This is a genomic window from Metapseudomonas resinovorans DSM 21078 (assembly GCF_000423545.1).
In the GTDB taxonomy this organism is placed as follows: Bacteria; Pseudomonadota; Gammaproteobacteria; order Pseudomonadales; family Pseudomonadaceae; genus Metapseudomonas; species Metapseudomonas resinovorans.
On record NZ_AUIE01000001.1, the window covers coordinates 1 to 20,598 of the forward strand.

A 20,598-nucleotide genomic window follows, 5' to 3' on the forward strand; every position below is an offset into this window, starting at 1 on the left:
GCGATCCACAACAGCGCGGAGATCAGCCCGCTGGTCTACCTCGACGGCGCCTACACCACCACCGCGCCGGCCTTGGCCGCTGCTTGCTGAGGACGCCGCATGACCGTGATGGAGCAGAGCCCGGAAGACCCGCTGCAGGTGGTTGACGCTGCGCAGCTCAATTGGGATGACAGTACTGACCTGCTGGTGGTCGGTTTTGGCGGCGCCGGTGTCTGCGCTGCTCTGGAGGCTCGCGACCAGGGAGCTTCCGTGCTGGCGTTGGATCGCTTCGCTGGTGGTGGCGCGACGGCGCGCAGCGGTGGCGTGGTCTATGCCGGCGGTGGAACTCCGCAACAGGCCGAGGCGGGGGTCAGCGACTCGTCCGAGGCGATGTTCGATTACCTGTGCCAGGAAGTGGGCGACGCGGTGTCCGCCGAGACGCTGCAGGATTTCTGCGAGCGCAGTAGAGACAACCTGGCCTGGCTGGAGCGGCAAGGCGCCGCCTTCCAGGGCAGCGTGCCGCCGATGAAAACCTCCTACCCGAGCGATCAGTACTTCCTCTATTACTCCGGCAACGAAGCCGTGCCGAGCTATGCCGCTACGGCCCGGCCCGCACCGCGTGGCCACCGTGCCCTGGGCTCCGGGATGTCCGGTTACAACCTGTACGCACCGCTCAAGGCCAGTGCCCTGCGCCAGGGTGTGCGTCTGCGCACTCAGTGCGAGGTACGTCGCCTGGTGCTGGATGGCACCGGTCGGGTTATCGGTGTCGAGGCCTGGGAAATTCCGGCGGGCAGCCGCGCCGCGCGACGCCATGCACGGCTGGCGCGCTGGACCGACGCCTTGCACCCCTATGCACCGGCCCTGGCCGAACGCCTGCGGCGCAAGGTGCGTGGGCTTGAACTGGCCCATGCGGAGCGGCGGCTGATCCGTGCCCATCACGGCGTACTGCTCAGTGCCGGCGGATTCGTGTTCAACCGCGCCATGCTCACCGTCCATGCGCCGCGCTACCTCGGTGGGTTGCCGCTGGGTACCAGCGGCTGCAACGGCAGCGGCATGCGTTTGGGTCACAGCGCAGGCGGTACGCTGCAGCGTATGGAAAAAGTCAGCGCCTGGCGCTTCATCAATCCCCCCTTGGCCTGGGCCAAGGGGGTGATCGTCAACGGCGCCGGGTATCGCTACTGCAACGAAGAGGTCTATGGCGCCAAGCTCGGCCACGCCATGGTGGAAGAACAGGGTGGCCGCGCGATCCTGATTATCAATCGTGCGCTGTTCCGCGAGGCGTTCGCGCAGATCGGCCCGGGCAAGGTCTGGTCCTTCCAGCGCCTGCCGGCCCTGCTCAACCTGCTGTTCAATGCCAAGCGCGGCAACAGCGTCGGCCAGTTGGCTGCACGGGTCGGTCTGCCCCGTGAAGCCCTGGAGCAGACGCTGGCGGACTACGGTGATGCCGCTCGTGGCCTGCGCGAGGATGCCTTGGGCAAGTCGCGCGGTTTCCTCGCGTCGCTGGACGAGGGGCCCTGGTATGCCCTGGACCTGTCCTTCACCAGCACGCTCTATCCCTGTCCGGTGATCACCCTGGGCGGCCTGGCTGTTTGCGAGCGCAGCGGCCAGGTGCTGGACCGCGACGGTCAGGCGGTCTCCGGTCTGTTCAGTGCCGGCCGCAACGCGGTTGGCGTTGCCTCCAACTTTTACGTATCCGGTCTGTCCCTCGCTGACTGCGTTTACTCAGGGCGCCGTGTTGGCGCTCACGTGGCCGGTCTGGTTCGGGCTGCCAAAGCTTCCCAAGGAGAACAACAATGAAACGAGTCGAAGGCAAAGTCTGCATTGTCACCGGCGCCGCCAGCGGGGCTGGGCGCGAGGACGCACTGCTGTTGGCCAGAGAGGGGGCGAAGGTGGTGCTCACCGACCTCAATGACGAGGCCGGTCGCCAGGTCGCCGCTGAGATTGGCGAGAACGCGCTGTTTATCCGCCAGGATATTTCCAGCGAAGCCGACTGGCAGAACGTCATCAGGCTCACCCTGGAAACCTTTGGCCGTCTCGATGTGCTGGTGAACAACGCCGGCATTCTGGCCCTGGCCAGCATCGAAGACACCAGCCTGGAGCTCTGGCAAAAGATCCAGCGGGTCAACAGCGATGGCTATTTCCTCGGCTGCAAGCACGCTATCGCGGCGATGAAAGACAGCGGTGGCGGTTCCATCATCAATATGTCCTCGGTGGCGGCGCTGGGCGGAATGCCGGCCTTCTGCGCCTACTCCGCCTCCAAGGGAGCCGTGGCAGCGCTGACCCGCTCGGTGGCGCTGCACTGCAAGGAGCAGGGTTACCGCATCCGTTGCAACAGCGTGCACCCGGACGGTATCAACACCCCCATGACCCAGCCCCTCACCGGTCTCCAGGACGTGCCGCAGGACGTGCTGGACCAGAACCCGAAGAATCGCATGTGCGCCCCACGCGACATTGCCAATCTGGTGCTCTTCCTGGCGTCGGACGAGTCACGCTTCATCAATGGCAGTGAACTGCGCATCGACAACGCGCAGACCGTCAGCGGCCTGTTGTAACGCGGAGATGGCCATGGGCAGCGCGCAGCCTCTCGTGATCGAACCCCAACACTCCGGCGCCTTCCACCTGGAAGTGGCGGAGGTAATCGCCGAAACCCACGACAGCCGTTCTTTGGTGCTGCGGATTCCTGCAGGGCTGGAAGAACGCTTCCGCTACAAGGCGGGGCAGTATCTCGGCTTTCGCGTGATGCTCGGTGGCAAGCGGCTGACGCGTTGCTATTCCATGTCCAGCTCGCCGGATTGCGATGCCTTGCCCAAGGTCACCATCAAGCGGGTGGAAGGCGGCCGGGTGTCCAACTGGTTCAACGACCAGGTGGGCCCCGGCGACTTGCTGGAGGTGCTGCCGCCGGCCGGGCACTTCCACCTGCGCCCCGGCGAGCATGACCTGGTGCTGTTCGGCGGTGGTTCGGGGATCACCCCGGTGTTCTCCATTCTCAAGTCGGCACTGAAGACCACCCGGCGTCGAATCAAGCTGGTGTACGCCAATCGCGACGAGGCTTCGGTGATCTTCCGCGACGAGCTGAAGGCGCTGGCCAAGGCCCACGTGGAGCAGCTGGAAGTGGTGCATGTGCTGGACTCGCTGCAGGGCTTTCTCAGCGAAGGCGAGGTGCACCAACTGGTACGTGGCCATGCGGGTGCGGAGTTCTACATCTGTGGGCCGGGGCCGTTCATGGATACCGTGGAGCGCGCGTTGCTGGCGCGAGGAGAAGCGCGTGAGCGCATTCATGTCGAACGCTTCGTCTCACCGCCCGACGCGGATTTGCAGGCGGTCATGCCAGTACCCGCCAGCGCGGCGGTGGAGGAGCTTCTGGTGGAGCTGGATGGCCAACTTAGCCCAGTGACCGTTCAACCCGGTGAGACCCTGTTGCAGAGCATGCGCAATGCCGGCCTCGATGCGCCCTATTCCTGCGAAGAGGGCTTCTGCGGCGCCTGCATGTGCAAGGTGGAGGAGGGCGAGGTGGTGCTCTCCCGCAACGATATTCTCAGCCCCGCCGAGCTGGCCGAAGGCTGGACCCTGGCGTGCCAGGGCCGCCCAGGCAGTGCGCGGCTGAAACTGAAGTTTCCGGGGTGACAGCCGGAGGCTACCGCCCTCGCGGGTGGTATTGAGCGTGTATGTCTGTGCCTTTACGCCCGGCTTCGGCCGGGTTTTTTCTTGGTGCGGAAATTGGTGGTGCGCTTGATACCAAGCCTGCCGGGTCTGAACCGGGGGAGAGGTTTTGTGGGGGCGATTTAAATCGCCATGCGGACCGAAGGTTCGCCCGATGGCTCTGCGGGGGCAGTTGCGCCGCTCTTTGCGAATGAATTCGCCGCCGCATTGATCCGTGTGAAACCCTCCCTGCAGGCGTAGTCCCAATGGACGATCATCCACCGTACCGGTTTCTGTAGACTCGCTGAAAAAACCATTCCAAGAACAAGTAATGAGGTTTCCCATGGCACGTCTGTCTAGCAAAGTCGCGGTCATCACTGGCGCCGCATCGGGTATTGGTCTGGCTTGCGTCCGGCGCTTCGTTGCAGAGGGTGCGCAGGTAGTCGGGCTGGACGTGGGGGAGCCTCGCGCGGATGTTGCGGCGAGCCTGGAGGGATTGATCCCGGCACCGCTGTTCATGGCCCTGGATGTACGTGACGAGGCGCGGGTGCAGGCCGTGATGGAAGAGGTGGTGCGCCGCTTCGGGCGTATCGATGCGCTGGTCAACGCCGCCGGAGTCGCCAGCCAGGGCAACATCACCAGCGCGCCCACCAGTGAATGGCAGCGGGTGCTGGACATCAACCTGACCGGCAGCATGCTCACCAGCAAGTACGCCCTGGTGCCGATGCTGGCGCAAAGGAGCGGCTCCATCGTCAACGTCGGCTCGATCTTCGGTGAGCAGGGCTGCGACAACAACACCGCCTACAACGTCTCCAAGGGCGGCATCAGCCAGCTCACCCGCTCCCTGGCTATCGACTACGGCCATGCCAACATTCGCGTCAACGGCCTTTGCCCGGGACTGATCGATACCCCCATGACCCAGATGGTCAAGGAGCAGGAAGCCTTCCACGCTTTCTTCGCCTCCCAGCACATGCTGTGCCGCGCGGGGCGTCCGGAGGAGGTGGCCAATGTCGCGCTGTTCCTCGCCTCGGACGATGCGTCCTTCGTCAGCGGGCAGATGATCGGTGTCGACGGCGGCTTCTCCGCCGGTCGCCGCTTCGCACCGCCACAAGCCTGATTTCTTTGCCTTCACCACGGCCGGGGTTGCCCGGCCGCTGTCCCGTCGCGCCCGAGAAAAGCCCATGCCAAACCTGGAAAGCGCCCTGACCATTCCTGAACTGCTGGCCGCTGCTGCAACGCGCTACGGCGAGTCCATGGCCATCGAGGACGACAACACCCGCATCAGCTATCACCGGCTTGACCAGTTGCGCCGTCAGGCCGCGCGCGCCTTGTTGGCGCTGGAGGTGCAGTCCGGCGAACGCGTGGCGATCTGGGCCCCGAACATCCACGAATGGATAGTCGCCGCCATCGCCCTGCAGAGCGTGGGGGCGGTGCTGGTGCCGCTGAACACGCGGATGAAGGGCTCCGAGGCGGGCTTCATCCTGCGCGAGAGCGGCGCGAGTCTGCTGTTCGTGATCGGAGAGTTCCTCGGCACGGACTACCCGGCATTGCTGGCCGGTGAGGCGCTGCCGGCCTTGCGTACGCGGGTCTGTCTGCGTGGCATGGCCGAGGGCTGCGTGAGCTGGGACGCCTTCATGGCGCTCGCCGAGGAGGTTTCTCCGGCGGAACTGGCGGTGCGCGAAAGCCAGGTTGGTCAGCACAGCCTGTCCGACCTGCTGTTCACCTCAGGCACCACCGGCAAACCCAAGGGCGTGATGACGGGGCATGGCCAGAACCTGCGTATCGTCCGCGACTGGAGCGCAATGGTCGGTTTGCGTCCCGGTGATCGCTACCTGATCGTGAACCCGTTCTTCCACAGCTTCGGCTACAAGGCCGGCTGGCTGGCGGCGTTGATGCGCGGCTGCTGCATCCTGCCGCAGCAAGTGTTCGACGTGCCGGCAATGCTGGAGCGCATTGCTCGCGAACGGGTCAGCGTACTGCCCGGTCCACCGACGTTGTACCAATCGATCCTGGCTTTCCCCGAGCGTGAGCGTTATGACCTGTCCAGCCTGCGGGTGGCGGTGACCGGCGCTGCCTCGGTGCCGGTGGAGATGGTGCGGCGCATGGGGTGCGAGCTGGGTTTCGAAACCATCGTCACCGCCTATGGCCTGACCGAAGCCTGTGGTTTCGTCACCATCTGCCGGCCGGGAGACTCGGCGGAACGGGTGGCGACTACCTCGGGTCGTGCCTTTCCAGATGTGGAAGTGCGCTGCGTGGACGGCACCGGCCAGCCGGTGCCGCCGGGCCAACCGGGGGAATTGCTGGTACGGGGCTACAACCTTATGCAGGGCTACTTCAACGACCCCGAGGCGACGGCCGAAGCCATCGATGCCGAGGGCTGGCTGCACACCGGGGATATCGGGGTACTGGACGAGGGGGGTTACCTGCGGATCACCGACCGCATCAAGGACATGTTCATCACGGGTGGCTTCAACGTGTACCCGGCGGAGATCGAGCAGGTCATCCTGCGTTATCCGGGCATCGCCCAGGCAGCGGTGATCGGTATCCCCGACGAGCGCCTGGGGGAAGTGGCCATGGCCTTCCTGCTGCCGGCTGCCGGGCAGCACGTGGATACCTGTGACTTCCTCGCCTGGTGCCGCGAGCAGATGGCCAACTACAAGGTGCCGCGTCGCGCGCAGGTGGTGGAGGCCATGCCGCTGAACGCGGCGGGCAAGGTCACCAAGGATGCGTTGCGCAGGATGGTGGAAGTCAGTTGAGTTCGTCCTGACCAGGAAGGATGCCGAGGCCACACGGCTCAGAGCGTGAAGCCTTCCTTCTCCATTCGCGCCAGCAGGCCTTGCCAGAACGGCAGTTCGGTGGTGCTGCCGACGCGTTTGAACGCACGGCCATTCACTGCGTAGAGGCCTTGGGTGTCGAAGGCGTAGCGCAAGGCCAGGTCCGTGCGGCGGGAGGCGGGGAGGATGTCGTCGACCAGGTTGTCCAGCACCAGGGGCTCGGCATCAGGGGTTTCGTAGTAGGTCACCACCATATGCGCCTGGTTCAGCTCCAGCGCGCGCGCGTAGGTGATGCGCAGCTTGTCCGGGGCGATGCCCAGTTGCAGCAGGGTGAAGTACTTGGCGAGGGCGAAGTCCTCGCAGTCACCGGCGCCCTTGGCCAGGGTTTCCACGGGAGTGGCCCAGTAGTCGCGGCGCTGCCAGAGTGCAGTGTCGTCGCTGAAGCGTACTTGGCGGTTGATCTCGCGGTTGACCGCCTGCAGCTGTTGCCGTTCGGTCAATCGACGACCGCCTTCCAGCAGGTCGTGCCAGGCCTGGAGACGGTCCTTGGCCGGGCCGCTTCGGCCGTAGCGCTTTTCCGCCTTGCGCAGCACCGGATCGACGCTCCAGGCGGCGTTGGCATCGCCAGTGCCGAGCAGCAGGCTGCCGCTGAAAAGGGTGACTGCCAGCAATTGCCAGGAAAGGGGTACGCCGAAGCGGCGTGAGACGGGCTTCTGCAACGGGTTGACTCTCCAGTGGAAAGCGGCCGGAGCCGGGTTCTGCGGTGGATCAATCCGTTGAGCGAATCACCGGAAAAGGAAATACCCTCCGCCGGTTCGAGGATGTGGGAACACTAGGGTCAGTACATGTGGCACCGCAAGCAGCAGGAGACGCACGGCAGAGTTGGCGAAGTTCCGGGAGCGGCCCAATGGCTCTGGGGCGAGGTCCGGCGTTTCTGGCCGGTTGTCGGAAACTTCGCTAACTGTCTGCCCGACGGGCGCGTAGGTTTGGGCGCGCACCCGACGGGCGGTCATTACGGGGTTACTTCCCGTATTCGACCCTCTGTTGGTGGATCAACGACTGATACTTCGGCTTTTGTCGCTCATCGGAGCGCATGCCTTCATCCTCATAAGACTGGCCAGCTGCGGTCGGCTGTTCCTCGACCATCCGGGTAAAGCTCTCGCTGGAATCCTCCCTCATCTGCAGCAGTTGCTGGTTGCGTATCCGGTACTCGTCCAGGCGGTCGCTTCCATTCTCCGCGAGGACCGTACCCGATCCCGTTATCACCGCCAGGGCCAGGAAAAGGCCGCTGAGGGTGGTCGTGCTGAATGTCGATTTCATCGTCGTTTCCTCTTGTTGCCCACTCGCCTCCCCACGAGTTGGATGAACAGGATCGGCCATTGTTACAGCGCGTGGCGGTGGCCTGACCGATGGCAAGGAAATGGACCGACGGGCACAGGCAAGCCAATGAATGGCATGGAGTTTTCCGAATTTCATGCCCGTTTTTGGGTGCCCTGTTGCAGGGCATCGGGGTGGTTGTGGCAGGCTGCGATGGGCGGAAAAATTACGCCCCCGCCAAGCATCGCGGGGGCGCCGCGTGGATTCCTCGTCCCTGAGGATAGGGGAGTCGCGGATCAAGCGTTCGGGGAGCTTTCTCCTTGTTCTTTCCAGCCGCCGCCGAGGGCCTTGTACAGGTTCACTTCGCTGGCGAGCTGGTTGAGGCGGTCACCGATCAGTTGCTGGCGGGCGCTGAACAGCTGGCGCTGGGCGTCCAGCAGGGTCAGGTAGCTGTCGACGCCGGTGCGGTAGCGACGCTCGGCGAGGCGGTAGTACTCCTCGGTGGTTTTCACCAGGGCGCGCTGGGCGCCGAGCTGCTGTTGGTAGGTCGTGCGCGCCGCGAGGCCGTCGGAAACTTCCTGGAAGGCGACCTGGATGGCCTTCTCGTACTGCGCCACCTGAATGTCCTTCTGCAGCTCGGTGTAATCGAGGTTCGCCTTCAAGCGGCCGGCGTTGAAGATCGGCAGGCTGATGCTCGGCTGGAACAGCCAGCTGCCGGAGCCGGCGTCGAACAGCCCGGAGAGCTCGTTGCTCATGCTGCCGGCGTTGGCGGTCAGGCTGACGCTGGGAAAGAACGCCGCGCGTGCCGCGCCGATGTTGGCGTTGGCCGATTTGAGCAGGTGCTCGGCCTGGACCACGTCCGGCCGACGCTGCAGCAAGTCGGACGGCAGGCCCGGCGGTACTTCGGCGAGCAGGTCCGCATCCAGCGCCAGGCCTTTGGGCAGGTCCGCCGGCAGGCCGGTGCCCACCAGTTGCGCCAGGGCATTGCGGTCCTGGGCCACCAGGCGGGTGTACTGCGCCAGGCTGACCTGGGCACTTTCCACGGCGGTGCGCGCCTGGCTCAGGGCCAGGGCGTCGGCAACCCCTACGTCGAAGCTGCGCTGGGTAAGGGCGTAGCTTTCCTGGTAGGTCTTGAGGGTGTCCCGGGTCAGTTGCAGCAGGGCCTGGTCGGCTTGCCAGTCGAGATAGGCGGTGGCCACAGAGGCCACCAGGCTTATCTGGGTGCTGCGGCGCGCCTGCTCTGTGGCGAAGTACTGTTCCAGGGACTGTTCGTTCAGGCTGCGCAGGCGGCCGAAGAAGTCCAGCTCCCAGGCGCTGGCGCCGAGGGTGGCGCTGTACTGGCCGCTGGTGGTGGCCTGGCCACTCTCGCTCAGGGAGCCGGGGAGGCGCTGGCGAGTACCGGTGCCGTCGGCCGAAACGCTGGGAAACAGCTCCGAACGCTGGATGCGGTAGAGCGCGCGGTAGGCCTCGACGTTCAGCGCGGCGGTGCGCAGGTCACGGTTGTTGTCCAGGGCGAGCTGCACCAGTTGGTGCAGCGCCGGGTCCTGGAAGAACTCGCTCCAGTCGAGGTCAGCAGCGGCGGTGTTCACCTGGGCCTCGCCCTGGCTGTACGCCTCGCCCTGGGGCCAGGCATTGTCCACGGGCGCCTCCGGGCGCAGGTAATCGGGAATCATGGAGCAGCCACCGAGCAGGGTCGCGGCGATGGCCAGGGAAATCAGGGAACGCCTCACTGCAGGGCCTCCTTCTTGATCGCGGCCTTGCTCGCCTTGTCTTTGAACAGCGAACAGACCAGCACGTAGAACAGCGGCACCCAGAAGATGGCCAGGACGGTGGCGGTGAGCATGCCGCCGATCACGCCGGTACCAATGGCGTGCTGGCTGCCGGAACCAGCGCCGTTGGAGATGGCCAGGGGCACCACGCCGAGGATGAACGCCAGCGAGGTCATGATGATCGGGCGCAGGCGCATGCGGCAGGCTTCCACGGCGGCATCGAACAGGCTCTTGCCCTGTTCGTGCAGCTCCTTGGCGAACTCGACGATCAGGATCGCGTTCTTCGCCGAGAGGCCGATGGTGGTGAGCAGGCCGACCTGGAAGAACACGTCGTTGGACAAGCCGCGCATGCTGGTGAACATCAGCGCACCGATGACGCCAAGCGGAACCACCAGCATCACCGAGAACGGGATCGACCAGCTCTCATACAGCGCCGCGAGGCAGAGGAACACCACCAGCAGCGACAGGGCGTAGAGCGCCGGGGCCTGGGCACCGGACAGGCGTTCCTCGTAGGAGAGGCCGGTCCAGGAGTAGCCGACGCCGGCTGGCAACTGCTTGGCGATTTCTTCCACCGCAGCCATGGCTTCACCCGAGCTGTGGCCCGGAGCCGCCTCGCCGAGGATTTCCACCGCCGGCACACCGTTGTAACGGGCCAGCTTGGGTGCGCCGTAGGTCCATTCGCCGCTGGCGAAGGCACTGAACGGCACCATCTGGCCCTCATCGTTGCGTACGAACCACTTGTTCAGGTCTTCCGGGTTCATTCGGGCTTCGGGTTCACCCTGCAGGTAGACCTTCTTCACCCGGCCACGGTCGATGAAGTCATTGACGTAGCTGGCGCCCCAGGCGATGGAGACGGTGTTGTTGATGTCGGCGAGGGAGATGCCGTGGGCACGGGCCTTCTCGTCGTCGATCAGCAACTGGTACTGGGGCTCGTCGCGCAGACCGTTGGCGCGCACGCGGTTGAGCACCGGGTTCTTCGCCGCCAGTTCGAGGAACTGGTCACGGGCGGCGTTCAGCGCTTCATGGCCGACACCTGCACGGTCCTGCAGGAAGAAGTTGAAGCCGGTGGCGTTACCCAGTTCCATCACTGCCGGCGGGGCGAAGGCGAAGACCATCGCGTCGCGGAAGCTGAAGAAGTGCTGCTGCGCGCGCTGGGCCAGGTCGAACACGCTCTGGCCTTCGGCGGTGCGCTCTTCCCACGGCTTGAGCATGATGAAAGCCATGCCCGAGCTCTGGCCACGGCCGGCGAAGTTGAATCCGGTCACGGTGAACACGGATTTCACGGTGTCTTTCTCATTCTCCAGCAGGTATTCGCGCATCTGGTCCACGACCACCTGGGTGCGCTCGGCACTGGCGCCGGACGGCGTCTGCACCTGGGCGAAAAGCACGCCCTGGTCTTCCTCGGGGAGGAAGGCGGTGGGAATGCGGGTGAACAGCCAGCCCATGGCGATGAGGATCACCACGTAGAGCAGCAGGTAGGGCGCCTTGCGCTTGAGGATGCCGCGCACGCCACGCTCGTAGCTCTGCACGCTGCGGTCGAAGCTACGGTTGAACCAGCCGAAGAAGCCGCGCTTCTCGTGGTGGCCCTTGGCGACGGGCTTGAGCAGGGTGGCGCACAGGGCCGGGGTGAAGATCAGCGCCACCAGCACCGACAGGGCCATGGCCGAGACGATGGTGATGGAGAACTGCCGGTAGATCACGCCGGTGGAACCACCGAAGAAGGCCATCGGCAGGAACACGGCCGAGAGCACCAGGGCAATGCCCACCAGTGCGCCCTGGATCTGGCCCATGGATTTGCGGGTGGCCTCCAGCGGTGACAGGCCTTCCTCGGCCATCACCCGTTCGACGTTTTCCACCACCACGATCGCATCGTCCACCAGCAAGCCGATGGCGAGCACCATGGCGAACATGGTCAGGGTGTTGATGGTGAAACCGAACATCGCCAGCACGCCGAAGGTGCCCAGCAATACCACGGGCACGGCCAGGGTCGGAATGATGGTGGCGCGGAAGTTCTGCAGGAACAGGAACATCACCAGGAACACCAGGACGATGGCTTCGCCCAGGGTGTGGATAACGCCTTCGATGGAGGCGGAAACCACGGGGGTGGTGTCGTAGGGGAAGACCACTTTCATCCCGGCGGGGAAGAAGGGTTCCAGTTCTTTGATGGTGGTGCGGATCGCCTTGGCGGTATCCAGGGCGTTGGCGCCGGTGGCCAGCTTGATGGCCATGCCGGAGGCGGGCTTGCCGTTGAACTGGGCGCTGATGCTGTAGTTCTCGCCACCCAGTTCGATCTTCGCCACGTCCTGCAGGCGCACCTGGGAGCCGTCGCGGTTCACCTTCAGCAGGATGTTGCCGAACTGCTCGGGAGTCTGCAGGCGGGTCTTGCCGATGATGGTGGCGTTCAGCTGGGTCCCGGGGGAGGCGGGCAGGCCGCCGAGCTGGCCGGAGGAGATTTGCACGTTCTGCGCCTGGATGGCGGTCTTCACGTCTACCGGGGTCAACTGGTAGTTGTTCAGGCGCGCCGGGTCCAGCCAGATGCGCATGGCGTACTGGGCACCGAATACCTGGAAGTCACCGACGCCCTTGGTCCGTGAGATCGGGTCCTGGATGTTGGAGACGATGTAGTTGGCCAGGTCGTTCTTGTCCATGCTGCCGTCTTCGGAGACGACGCCGATGACCAGCAGGAAGTTCTTCACCGCCTTGGTCACGCGGATACCCTGTTGCTGCACTTCTTGCGGCAGCAGCGGGGTGGCTAGCTGGAGCTTGTTCTGTACCTGCACCTGGGCAATGTCAGGGTTGGTGCCCTGCTCGAAGGTGGCGGTGATGCTCATGCTGCCGTCGGAGTTGCTCTCCGACGAGATGTAGCGCAAGCCGTCGATGCCATTGAGCTGCTGCTCGATGATCTGCACCACGGTGTCCTGCACCGTCTGCGCCGAGGCACCGGGGTAGCTGACCTGGATGCCCACCGCAGGCGCGGCGATGCTGGGGTACTGGTTGATCGGCAACTTGAGGATGGACAGACCGCCGGCGAGCATGATCACCAGCGCGATCACCCAGGCGAAGATCGGGCGATCGATGAAGAATCTCGACATCTATGGGCTCCTCAGTGGCTCTTGGCCAGGTTGTCACCCGCGGGCTGCTGGGCAGCCACATTGGTCGCCGGCGCGGCATTCACTTCGACGCCCGGGCGCACGAACTGCAGGCCTTCGGTGATCAGGCGGTCGCCCGGGTTCAGGCCTTCGCTGACCAGCCAGCGGTCACCGACGGTGCGCTCTGCTTTCAGTTGGCGCAGTTCGACCTTGTTCTCGGCGTTCACCACCAGCGCGGTGGCCTGGCCCTTGAGGTCGCGGGTCACGCCTTGCTGCGGCGCAAGGATGGCTTGTTGCTTCACCGCCGAGCCCAGGCGGGCGTGGACGAACATGCCCGGCAGCAGGGTGTGTTCCGGGTTGGGGAAGACCGCGCGCAGGGTCACCGAGCCAGTGCCTTCGTCCACCGAGACTTCGGAGAACTCCAGGCTGCCCTTGTGCGGGTACTCGCTGCCGTCTTCGAGCAGCAATGAAACTTTTGCGCCATTGCCCCCGGCCTTTTCCAGCTGACCTTCAGCCATCTCTCGCCGTAGGCGCAGGAGGTCCTTGGTGGACTGGGTGACGTCAACGTAGATCGGGTCGAGCTGCTGGATGGTGGCCATGGCCAGTGTCTGGCCGTTATTCACCAGGGCACCTTCGGTGACCGTCGAGCGGCCGACGCGTCCGGAAATCGGTGCCAGCACCTTGGTGTAGCGCAGGTCGATCTTCGCTTTCTCCAGCGCGGCCTCGGCCTGCAGGCGGGCAGCCTGGGATTCGTCATAGGCCTGCTTGCTCACGGCCTGGTCGCTGACCAGATCCTTGTAGCGATCCGCCAGCGACTGCGCCGACGCCAGGCTGGCCTGGGCGCTTTTGTAAGTGGCGGAGTAGACGGACGGGTCGATCTGGTAGAGCTGCTGCCCGGCCTTGACCTCGCTGCCTTCGGCGAACAGGCGCTTCTGGATGATGCCGTCCACCTGCGGACGCACTTCGGCAATGCGGAATGCTGCGGTGCGGCCTGGGAGTTCGGTGGTCAGGGTGAAGCTCTGGGGCTGGAGGGTGACGACGCCAACCTTGGGCGTCTCGGCGGGCGGGGGAGCCGAGGCTTCCTGACAGCCGGTCAGGGCGAGTGTGGCCAGAGCGATGGCGGAAACCAAGGCGGCAAAGGCTGGCTTCATGGGCATCTGAAGGGACCTCATTGTTTCTGGGATGCGGCCCTGGGGGAGGGCCGGGCGCAAGGCGGGTTCTGGATTCTTACAGAGGTGTACGAATATACTTACATGCGTGAATGTTTGTAAATCGAATCTTCCAGAGCCGGTGTCAGAAATTATTTCGGCGGAATGATGATTTTTCCTTTGTCAGCAATCAGATAGGTCCCAGTGGCGAATGGCCAGACGTACCAAAGAGGAAGCCGAAGAAACCCGCGTGCAGATACTCGACGCCACCGAGCGGGTATTTCACGAGAAGGGGGTTTCCCGCGCCTCGCTGGCTGAGATTGCTGCTGCCGCCGGAGTGAGCCGCGGTGCCATCTATTGGCATTTCGAGAACAAGACCGATCTGTTCCAGGCCATGCTGGAGCGAATCCACATGCCCCTGGAGGAACTGGCCCGCGCCAGCGAGAGCGAAGACGAGCCCGATCCCCTGGGACGCATGCACCAGTTGCTGGTGCGCTTGCTCAAGCGCGTGGAACTCGACCCGCAGAGCCGGCGCATCCACGAGATCCTGCGGCACAAGGTGGAGTACACCGAAGAGCTGGGTGACTTGCGGCAGAAGATGCAGGACCAGAGTGCCGAGTGCGACTTGCGCATCACCAAGGCCCTGCGCAATGCGGTGAGTCGTGGCCAGCTACCCGCCAACCTGGACTGCCGCCGTGCCGCCATCAGCGTGCATGCGTACATGGAAGGCATCCAGACCAACTGGCTGCTGGTGCCGGACGGATTTTCCCTGGCCGGCGAGGCGGAGAACCTGGTGGATAGCCTGATGGATATGCTGAATTTCAGCCCGGCGCTACGGGTCAGGACGGCGTGACACTCGGTTGCAACGCTTCAGTCCTCTTCCTGGACCGTGTGTCGGCTGTGGGGGCGAATTCGTCGACGAACCGCTGAAGCGCCACTTACTGCGACGCATCAGGCTCCACCCGCTCCACCTGCGCGCTGTGACCGCGCGGAAGGGTGGATGGAGGCGTTCGGTTCACGCGGAATCGGTGCGGCCTCTTTCCCGGTATCCGATGGGTGTGTCATTTATCCGGCGCCAATTCGGCTCGCCAACTCCCCTCCAGGTGTCTTCATTTTTCTCGAGAATCAGGCTGCACGCCGTCTGGAACGGTGCTTTCAGGGTTAATACGAAGTTCTCTCATCCGTCCGCTGGTGTCGCTGGTCGGGGTTAATCCCGCAGCCGTCCGGCAGGTGGGGTCCGTCACTGGCGGCCAGCATGAGACTTGGCTAAGGATGTCTGTAGGCTTCTGTGGGGGCAGCGCCGTTTCGCTCCAGGGGCTCGAACTATAAGAAGGCGGCCGGACCATCGCCTAACCCATCACTCAGCCAGTGGATCGCCGAGATGAAGAATTTCTCGCAGCCCCGTACCGAGTTGTCCGAAGCCCTGAACCGCTTGCGCCGCACGTTCTATGTCGTTGGCGGTTTCAGCGGGGTTATCAACCTGATGATGCTGGCGCCCGCCCTCTACATGCTGCAGGTCTACGACCGCGTGCTGGCGAGCAGCAACGTCACCACCCTGTTGATGTTGACGGTCCTGATGCTTGGGCTCTACGTGCTCATGTCGTTGCTGGAGGTGGTGCGCTCGACCGTGCTGATCCGCCTTGGCAACCGACTGGACATGAGCCTGAACAAGCGCATCTTCAATGCCTCCTTCGAACGCAACCTGCGCCGCGCCGGTGGCAATCCGGCCCAGGCCCTGCAGGATCTGTCCATGGTCCGCCAGTTCCTCACTGGCAACGGCCTGTTCGCCTTCTTCGATGCCCCCTGGACACCCATCTATCTGCTGGTGATCTTCCTCGTGCACCCGCTGCTGGGCATTATCACGCTGGTCGGTTCGGTCATCCTGTTCGGCCTGGCCCTGCTCACCGAGGTGATAACCCGTGGCCCGTTGGCGGAGGCCAACCAGGCGTCGATGGCGTCTGGCTCCTTCGCCAACAACAATCTGCGCAACACCGAAGTGATCGAAGCCATGGGGATGCTGCCGGCGATCCGCGAACGCTGGTACGGCAACCATCAACGCATTCTCGAGAAACAGACCCTGGCCTCTGACCGCGCCGCCTACATCAACGGCGCCAGCCGTTTCGTGCGCATCACCCTGCAATCGCTGATCCTCGGCGCTGGCGCGTTGCTGGCGATCAAGGGAGAGATCACGGCAGGCATGATGATTGCCAGTTCGGTCCTCAGCGGTCGTGCCATGGCGCCGGTGGAACAGGCCATCGGGGTATGGAAGCAATTGCTGTCCGCCCGCACTTCCTGGGAGCGCCTGTCCAAACTGCTGCAGGACTTCCCCGCACGCAAGGACGCCATGGCGCTGCCCAAGCCCCTGGGCGCGCTGTCGGTGGAACAGGCCATGTCGGCGGCACCCGGCGGCGTATCGACCATCCTGCGTGGGATCAATTTCAGCCTTTCGCCTGGTGAGGCCTTGGGCATCATCGGGCCGTCGGCTGCCGGCAAGTCCACCCTGGCCCGCCTGCTGGTGGGCGTCTGGCCGGCGCAGTCGGGCAAGGTGCGCCTGGACGGTGCTGACATCTACCAGTGGAACAAAGAAGAACTGGGGCCCTGGATCGGTTATCTGCCGCAGGACGTGGAGCTGTTCGAGGGCACGATTGCCGACAACATCGCCCGCTTTGGCGAGCTGAACAGCGAAGAAGTGATACTCGCGGCCAAGCGTGCCGGGGTGCACGAGATGATCCTGCACTTCGAGAAGGGCTACGACACGCCGTTGGGGATAGACGGCAGCCCGCTGTCCGGTGGGCAGAAACAGCGCATCGCCCTGGCCCGTGCCATCTATGGCGACCCTTCGTTGATCGTGCTCGACGAGCCCAACGCCAACCTCGACGACCTGGGCGAGGCGGCGCTGGTGGAAGCCATCCTCGACCTGAAGAAGCGCGGCAAGACACTGATCCTGATTTCCCACCGCCCCAGCGTGCTCAGCACGGTGGACAAGGTCCTGCTGCTGCGCGATGGCGGCATGCAGTTGTTCGGTCCTCGCGACGAGGTGTTCGCAGCGCTGCGCCAGGCCAGCGTCATGCCCTCTGTGGGCACGCCCAACCTGGCCTCGATGCGGGCAAAGGAGTAATCGATCATGCAAGCGGCAAGCGAAAGCAAGGCCCTGGTACGGGTCGAACAACCGATACAGGTGGACATGGATGACACCCGCCCGGCCCGTTGGGGCATCTGGATGGTGCTGGCTGGCTTCGGCGGCTTCCTGGTCTGGGCCGTGCTGGCTCCCCTGGATGCTGGCGTAGTGGCCAATGCCACGGTCAACGTCACCAATGCCCGCAAGACCGTCCAGCACCTCACCGGCGGCACGGTGGACTCCATCCTGGTACGCGAGGGCGACAAGGTGCGCGCCGGCCAGGAGTTGGTGCGTCTGGACCCGACCCAGGCGATTGCCGAGCAGGGTGCCCTGAGCTCCCAGTACATCGTGGCCAAGACGGTGGAAGATCGCCTGTCCGCCGAGCGTGATGGCGCTGATTCGGTGACCTTCACACCGGACCTGCTGGAACGTTTTGCTGGCGACCCGCGCCTGCAGGAGGCAATAGCCTTGCAGCAACGGCTTTTCCACACCCGGCGCAAGGCCTTGTTGGGCGAGATCAGCATCCTGCACGAGAACCTCAATGGCGCCGAAGAGCAACTCAAGGGGCTGCGCCAGGTGCAAGCCACCCGCGCCAGCCAGTCGAGCCTGCTGGGGCAGGAGCTGGAAGGTGTGCGCAGCCTCGCCGCGGAAGGCTACATCCCGCGTAACCGTATGCTCGAACTGGAACGCAGTGCCTCGGAACTGAACGGCTCCATGGCGCAGAACATCGCGGACATCGGCCGCACCCGGAACCAGATCGCCGAACTCAAACTGCGCATCCTCCAGCGGGAGCAGGATTTCCAGAAGGAAGTGGAGTCGCAGTTGACCGATGTACAGAAGGAAACCACTTCCTTGGGCGAACGCCTACGTTCGGTGGATTACCAGGTGGAAAACACTGTGATCCGTTCCTCCATCGACGGCATCGTCCTGGGCCTGAACGTCGCCACCGTCGGTGGTGTCATCCAGCCCGGTGAGCGGATCATGGACGTGGTGCCGGACAAGGAACCCCTGCAGGTGGATGCCCAGGTGCCGGTACAGGCTATCGACAAGATGGTGCCAGGACTGCCTGTGGATATCACCTTCCCGGCCTTCAACCATGCGCAGACACCCAACATTCCCGGTCGGGTGATGACGGTCGCGGCCGACCGTCTGGTGGACGAAGCCAGCAAACAGCCCTATTACTTGACGCAGGTGGAAGTGACCGAGGAAGGCATGAAGCTGCTCGGGCCTAACAATATCCGGGCAGGTATGCCGGCCACCGTGACCATTAAGACCGGCGAGCGCAGCCTGATGAGTTACTTGATGAAACCCCTGCTGGGCCGCGTCGGAAGTGCATTCAAGGAGCAGTAAAATGAGACTCCGGAAGGCTCTAGCCGGTTTTCTCGGAGCCGTCGCCCTGCCTGCGACGGCCATGGACCTCAGCGAAGCTTGGAACGTTTACCAGAATCAGGGGCCGACCTACCTGGCCTCGGTGCACGAACGCCAGGCCGGCCAGGAATACAAGGAACTGGGCAAGGCCGGCCTGCTGCCGAACATCAGTAGCACCGTCTACTGGAAACGGGTGGACGGCACCAGCGAACAGGACAATGTCTTCGGTAGCTCCGTGGAGAGCGACCTGGAGTACGACTCAAGGGGGGCGGTGGTGGAGCTGCGCCAACCGCTGTTCAACAAGCAGCGGATGGCGGAGTTCCGCCAAGGCAAGCAACGCACCCTGTTCAGTGACGCAGTGTTCGATGCCAAGACGCAGGAATCGGCAGTCAGTCTGGCTAGCCGCTACTTCGCCGTGCTGCTGGCGCTGGAAACCATCGACCTGGCCAACGCCAAGCTGAAGAACCTGGAGAACCAGGTGATGGCCGCCAAACGACGCTACGAGCTGGGTGACGGGACGGTGATCGATGTCGATCAGGCGTCCGCTCGGCGCGACCTGGCCCAGGCGGAGCTGATCGAAGCCGAGGACAACCTGCTGGTGGCACGGCGCCTGCTGCAGGAACTGCTTGGCGTGCTGCCGGAGCAGATGTCCACCTTGCGTACCGAGTTCCCTACGCCACCATTGGAGCCCCCAAGCCTGCAGGACTGGATCAACGACGCACGGGCCAATAACCCGACCATCATTGCCCGTAGCCGCAGTCTGGACATCGCCGATGAAGAAGTGAGCCGGGCCAGGGCCGGGCACTGGCCGACCCTGGACTTCGTCGCGGCCTACAACGATTCGGAAAGCGATTCGGTCTCTACCCAGGACCAGACGAACAAGTACGGTTCGGTGGGCGTGGAGTTCCGCATGCCGATCTTCGCCGGCGGCGCCACCAGCGCCCAGGTGCGTCAGGCGTCTGCCAACCGCGAGCTGGCCAACGACCAGTTGAACTCCAGCCGCGAGGAAGTGCTGTCGGGCACTACTCGTGAGTTTCGCGGTGTGCAGAGCGGCGAGCAGCGGGTGCGCGCACTGGAGACCGCAGTGGTGTCCAGCGAACGGGCGCAGGACTCGGCGCGCAAGGGCTTCCAGGCGGGCACCAGTACCAACCTGGACATCCTCAATGCCGAGGAGCAGGCCTTCATCGCCCGCCGTGACCTGTTGGAGGCCAAGTTGCGATATCTGCTGTCGCGCCTGCGCCTGGCTTCGTCGGTGGGCTCACTGGGTGAGGACGACATCCAGCAGGCGAATGCCTACCTGGGGCCGACAATTCCGATGCGCCCTTGAGGTGATCGAAGGGCGCGAAGCTACGGACTGACAGGTAGGGTGGATGTCGCTTTTCACATCCACCAGCCCTTTGTCGGGCCTGGCTTCGTTCTAGCAAAACACCGCCCGTCATATCAGGCGCGAGTCACCGGTGAGGGACTGTTCAGCGCGCCGCACATACCCCTTCAAGGGTGGCAAACGACGTGTCCTTGGCCGTCAGCAGGAAGTCGCGCATGAAAGGCGCATCCAGCATATCGGCACGGATCGCCGCGAACAGGGTGCAGTACAGGCCTTTCTCACCCAGACGCTTGGCGGTGACGTAGCCGCGCGAGCTGTACTCGTGCAAGGCCCAGTTGGGCAGGCAGCAGACGCCGCGACCGCTGGCGACCAACTGCATCATCATCACCGTGAGTTCCGAGGTGCGCACCTGGGCGGGCTCCACGTCGGCCGGCTCGAGGAAGCGGGTGAAAATATCCAGGCGGTCGCGTTCCACCGGGTAGGTAATCAGGGTCAGGCTGGCGAGGTCATCGGGAACGATGAATGGCTTGCTGGCCAGGGCGTGCTGGTTGTCCACCGCCAGCAGCGCCTCGTAGGTGAACAGCGGCACATAGGTGATGCCGGCGAGGTCGATGGGGTCGGACGTCACCACCAGGTCCAGGTCCCCTCGGGCCAGGGCGGGCAGGGGGGCGAAGGAGAAGCCTGAGGCGAGGTCCAGCTCCACCTCGGGCCAGGCATCGCGAAACTGGTCGATGGTCGGCATCAGCCACTGGAAGCAGCTATGGCACTCGATGGCCATGTGCAGACGGCCTGCGGTGCCGCCGGCGAGGCGAGCCAGGTCCCGCTCGGCGCTGCGCAGTTGCGGCAGCACGCTGTCGGCCAGCTGCAACAGGCGCAGGCCGGCGCTGGTGAATCGAACGGGCTTGGTCTTGCGCACGAAGAGCTGCATGCCGAGGCGCTCTTCCAGTTCCTTGAACTGGTGGGAGAGGGCGGACTGAGTCAGGTGCAGGCGTTCGGCAGCTTCCACCAGGCTGTCGGCTTCGCGCAACGCGTGCAGGGTTTTGAGATGGCGCAGCTCGAGCATGGTGCTCTCC

General features: G+C 64.3%; 15 protein-coding genes. 9 read left to right on the forward strand and 6 right to left on the reverse strand.

Annotation, left to right across the window (positions count from 1 at the left end; genetic code table 11):
- The first annotated feature begins 99 nt into the window (after nucleotides 1–99).
- From G559_RS0100010 to G559_RS0100030, 5 genes are all read left to right on the forward strand, one after another.
- A complete protein-coding gene (locus tag G559_RS0100010) occupies nucleotides 100–1,776 on the forward strand; it encodes an FAD-binding protein (RefSeq protein WP_028626264.1) in 1,677 nt (558 codons plus the stop codon).
- Entirely contained in the window at nucleotides 1,773–2,531 is a 759-nt protein-coding gene (locus G559_RS0100015; RefSeq protein WP_028626265.1) for a glucose 1-dehydrogenase, read from the forward strand. Before G559_RS0100010 ends, G559_RS0100015 begins: the two co-directional genes overlap by 4 nt.
- Before the next feature lie 13 nt (nucleotides 2,532–2,544).
- The gene (locus G559_RS0100020) at nucleotides 2,545–3,603 is read left to right on the forward strand and encodes a ferredoxin--NADP reductase (RefSeq protein ID WP_028626266.1); all 1,059 of its coding nucleotides are present in this window, start codon (nucleotides 2,545–2,547) and stop codon (nucleotides 3,601–3,603) included.
- 358 nt (nucleotides 3,604–3,961) lie between these two features.
- Complete coding sequence (locus G559_RS0100025) at nucleotides 3,962–4,735, forward strand: SDR family NAD(P)-dependent oxidoreductase (RefSeq protein ID WP_028626267.1); 774 nt, start codon at nucleotides 3,962–3,964, stop codon at nucleotides 4,733–4,735.
- A gap of 64 nt (nucleotides 4,736–4,799) precedes the next feature.
- Complete coding sequence (locus tag G559_RS0100030) at nucleotides 4,800–6,374, forward strand: FadD3 family acyl-CoA ligase (protein ID WP_028626268.1); 1,575 nt, start codon at nucleotides 4,800–4,802, stop codon at nucleotides 6,372–6,374.
- 38 nt (nucleotides 6,375–6,412) lie between these two features.
- Here the strand turns inward: G559_RS0100030 and G559_RS0100035 are convergent, their stop codons facing one another.
- From G559_RS0100035 to G559_RS0100055, 5 genes are all read right to left on the reverse strand, one after another.
- Complete coding sequence (locus G559_RS0100035; protein WP_028626269.1) at nucleotides 6,413–7,111, reverse strand: transglutaminase-like cysteine peptidase; 699 nt, start codon at nucleotides 7,109–7,111, stop codon at nucleotides 6,413–6,415.
- A gap of 301 nt (nucleotides 7,112–7,412) precedes the next feature.
- Nucleotides 7,413–7,712, reverse strand: coding sequence for a hypothetical protein (locus G559_RS0100040; protein WP_028626270.1), 300 nt, complete (start codon nucleotides 7,710–7,712; stop codon nucleotides 7,413–7,415).
- 293 nt (nucleotides 7,713–8,005) lie between these two features.
- The gene (adeC, locus tag G559_RS0100045; RefSeq protein WP_028626271.1) at nucleotides 8,006–9,439 is read right to left on the reverse strand and encodes an AdeC/AdeK/OprM family multidrug efflux complex outer membrane factor; all 1,434 of its coding nucleotides are present in this window, start codon (nucleotides 9,437–9,439) and stop codon (nucleotides 8,006–8,008) included.
- A complete protein-coding gene (locus G559_RS0100050) occupies nucleotides 9,436–12,570 on the reverse strand; it encodes an efflux RND transporter permease subunit (protein ID WP_028626272.1) in 3,135 nt (1,044 codons plus the stop codon). Before G559_RS0100050 ends, adeC begins: the two co-directional genes overlap by 4 nt.
- A gap of 11 nt (nucleotides 12,571–12,581) precedes the next feature.
- Nucleotides 12,582–13,724, reverse strand: a complete 1,143-nt coding sequence (locus G559_RS0100055; protein WP_028626273.1) for an efflux RND transporter periplasmic adaptor subunit — start codon at nucleotides 13,722–13,724, stop codon at nucleotides 12,582–12,584.
- A 202-nt stretch (nucleotides 13,725–13,926) separates the two neighbouring features.
- On the opposite strand from G559_RS0100055, the gene G559_RS0100060 reads away from it, so the two are divergent.
- From G559_RS0100060 to G559_RS0100075, 4 genes are all read left to right on the forward strand, one after another.
- Nucleotides 13,927–14,568, forward strand: coding sequence for a TetR family transcriptional regulator (locus tag G559_RS0100060; RefSeq protein WP_028626274.1), 642 nt, complete (start codon nucleotides 13,927–13,929; stop codon nucleotides 14,566–14,568).
- A gap of 528 nt (nucleotides 14,569–15,096) precedes the next feature.
- A complete protein-coding gene (locus G559_RS0100065) occupies nucleotides 15,097–16,833 on the forward strand; it encodes a type I secretion system permease/ATPase (protein ID WP_028626275.1) in 1,737 nt (578 codons plus the stop codon).
- A 66-nt stretch (nucleotides 16,834–16,899) separates the two neighbouring features.
- On the forward strand, nucleotides 16,900–18,183 hold the full coding sequence (locus tag G559_RS0100070) for an HlyD family type I secretion periplasmic adaptor subunit (protein WP_371926442.1): 1,284 nt from the start codon (nucleotides 16,900–16,902) through the stop codon (nucleotides 18,181–18,183).
- Between the two features lies 1 nt (nucleotide 18,184).
- Nucleotides 18,185–19,528 (forward strand): TolC family outer membrane protein, encoded by a 1,344-nt coding sequence (locus G559_RS0100075; protein ID WP_028626277.1) that lies wholly within the window; start codon nucleotides 18,185–18,187, stop codon nucleotides 19,526–19,528.
- Nucleotides 19,529–19,670: 142 nt separating this feature from the next.
- On the opposite strand, the gene metR is transcribed toward G559_RS0100075, so the two are convergent.
- Nucleotides 19,671–20,588: a transcriptional regulator MetR gene (metR, locus tag G559_RS0100080; RefSeq protein ID WP_028626278.1), complete on the reverse strand. Its 918-nt coding sequence runs from the start codon at nucleotides 20,586–20,588 to the stop codon at nucleotides 19,671–19,673.
- Between the last annotated feature and the right edge of the window lie 10 nt (nucleotides 20,589–20,598).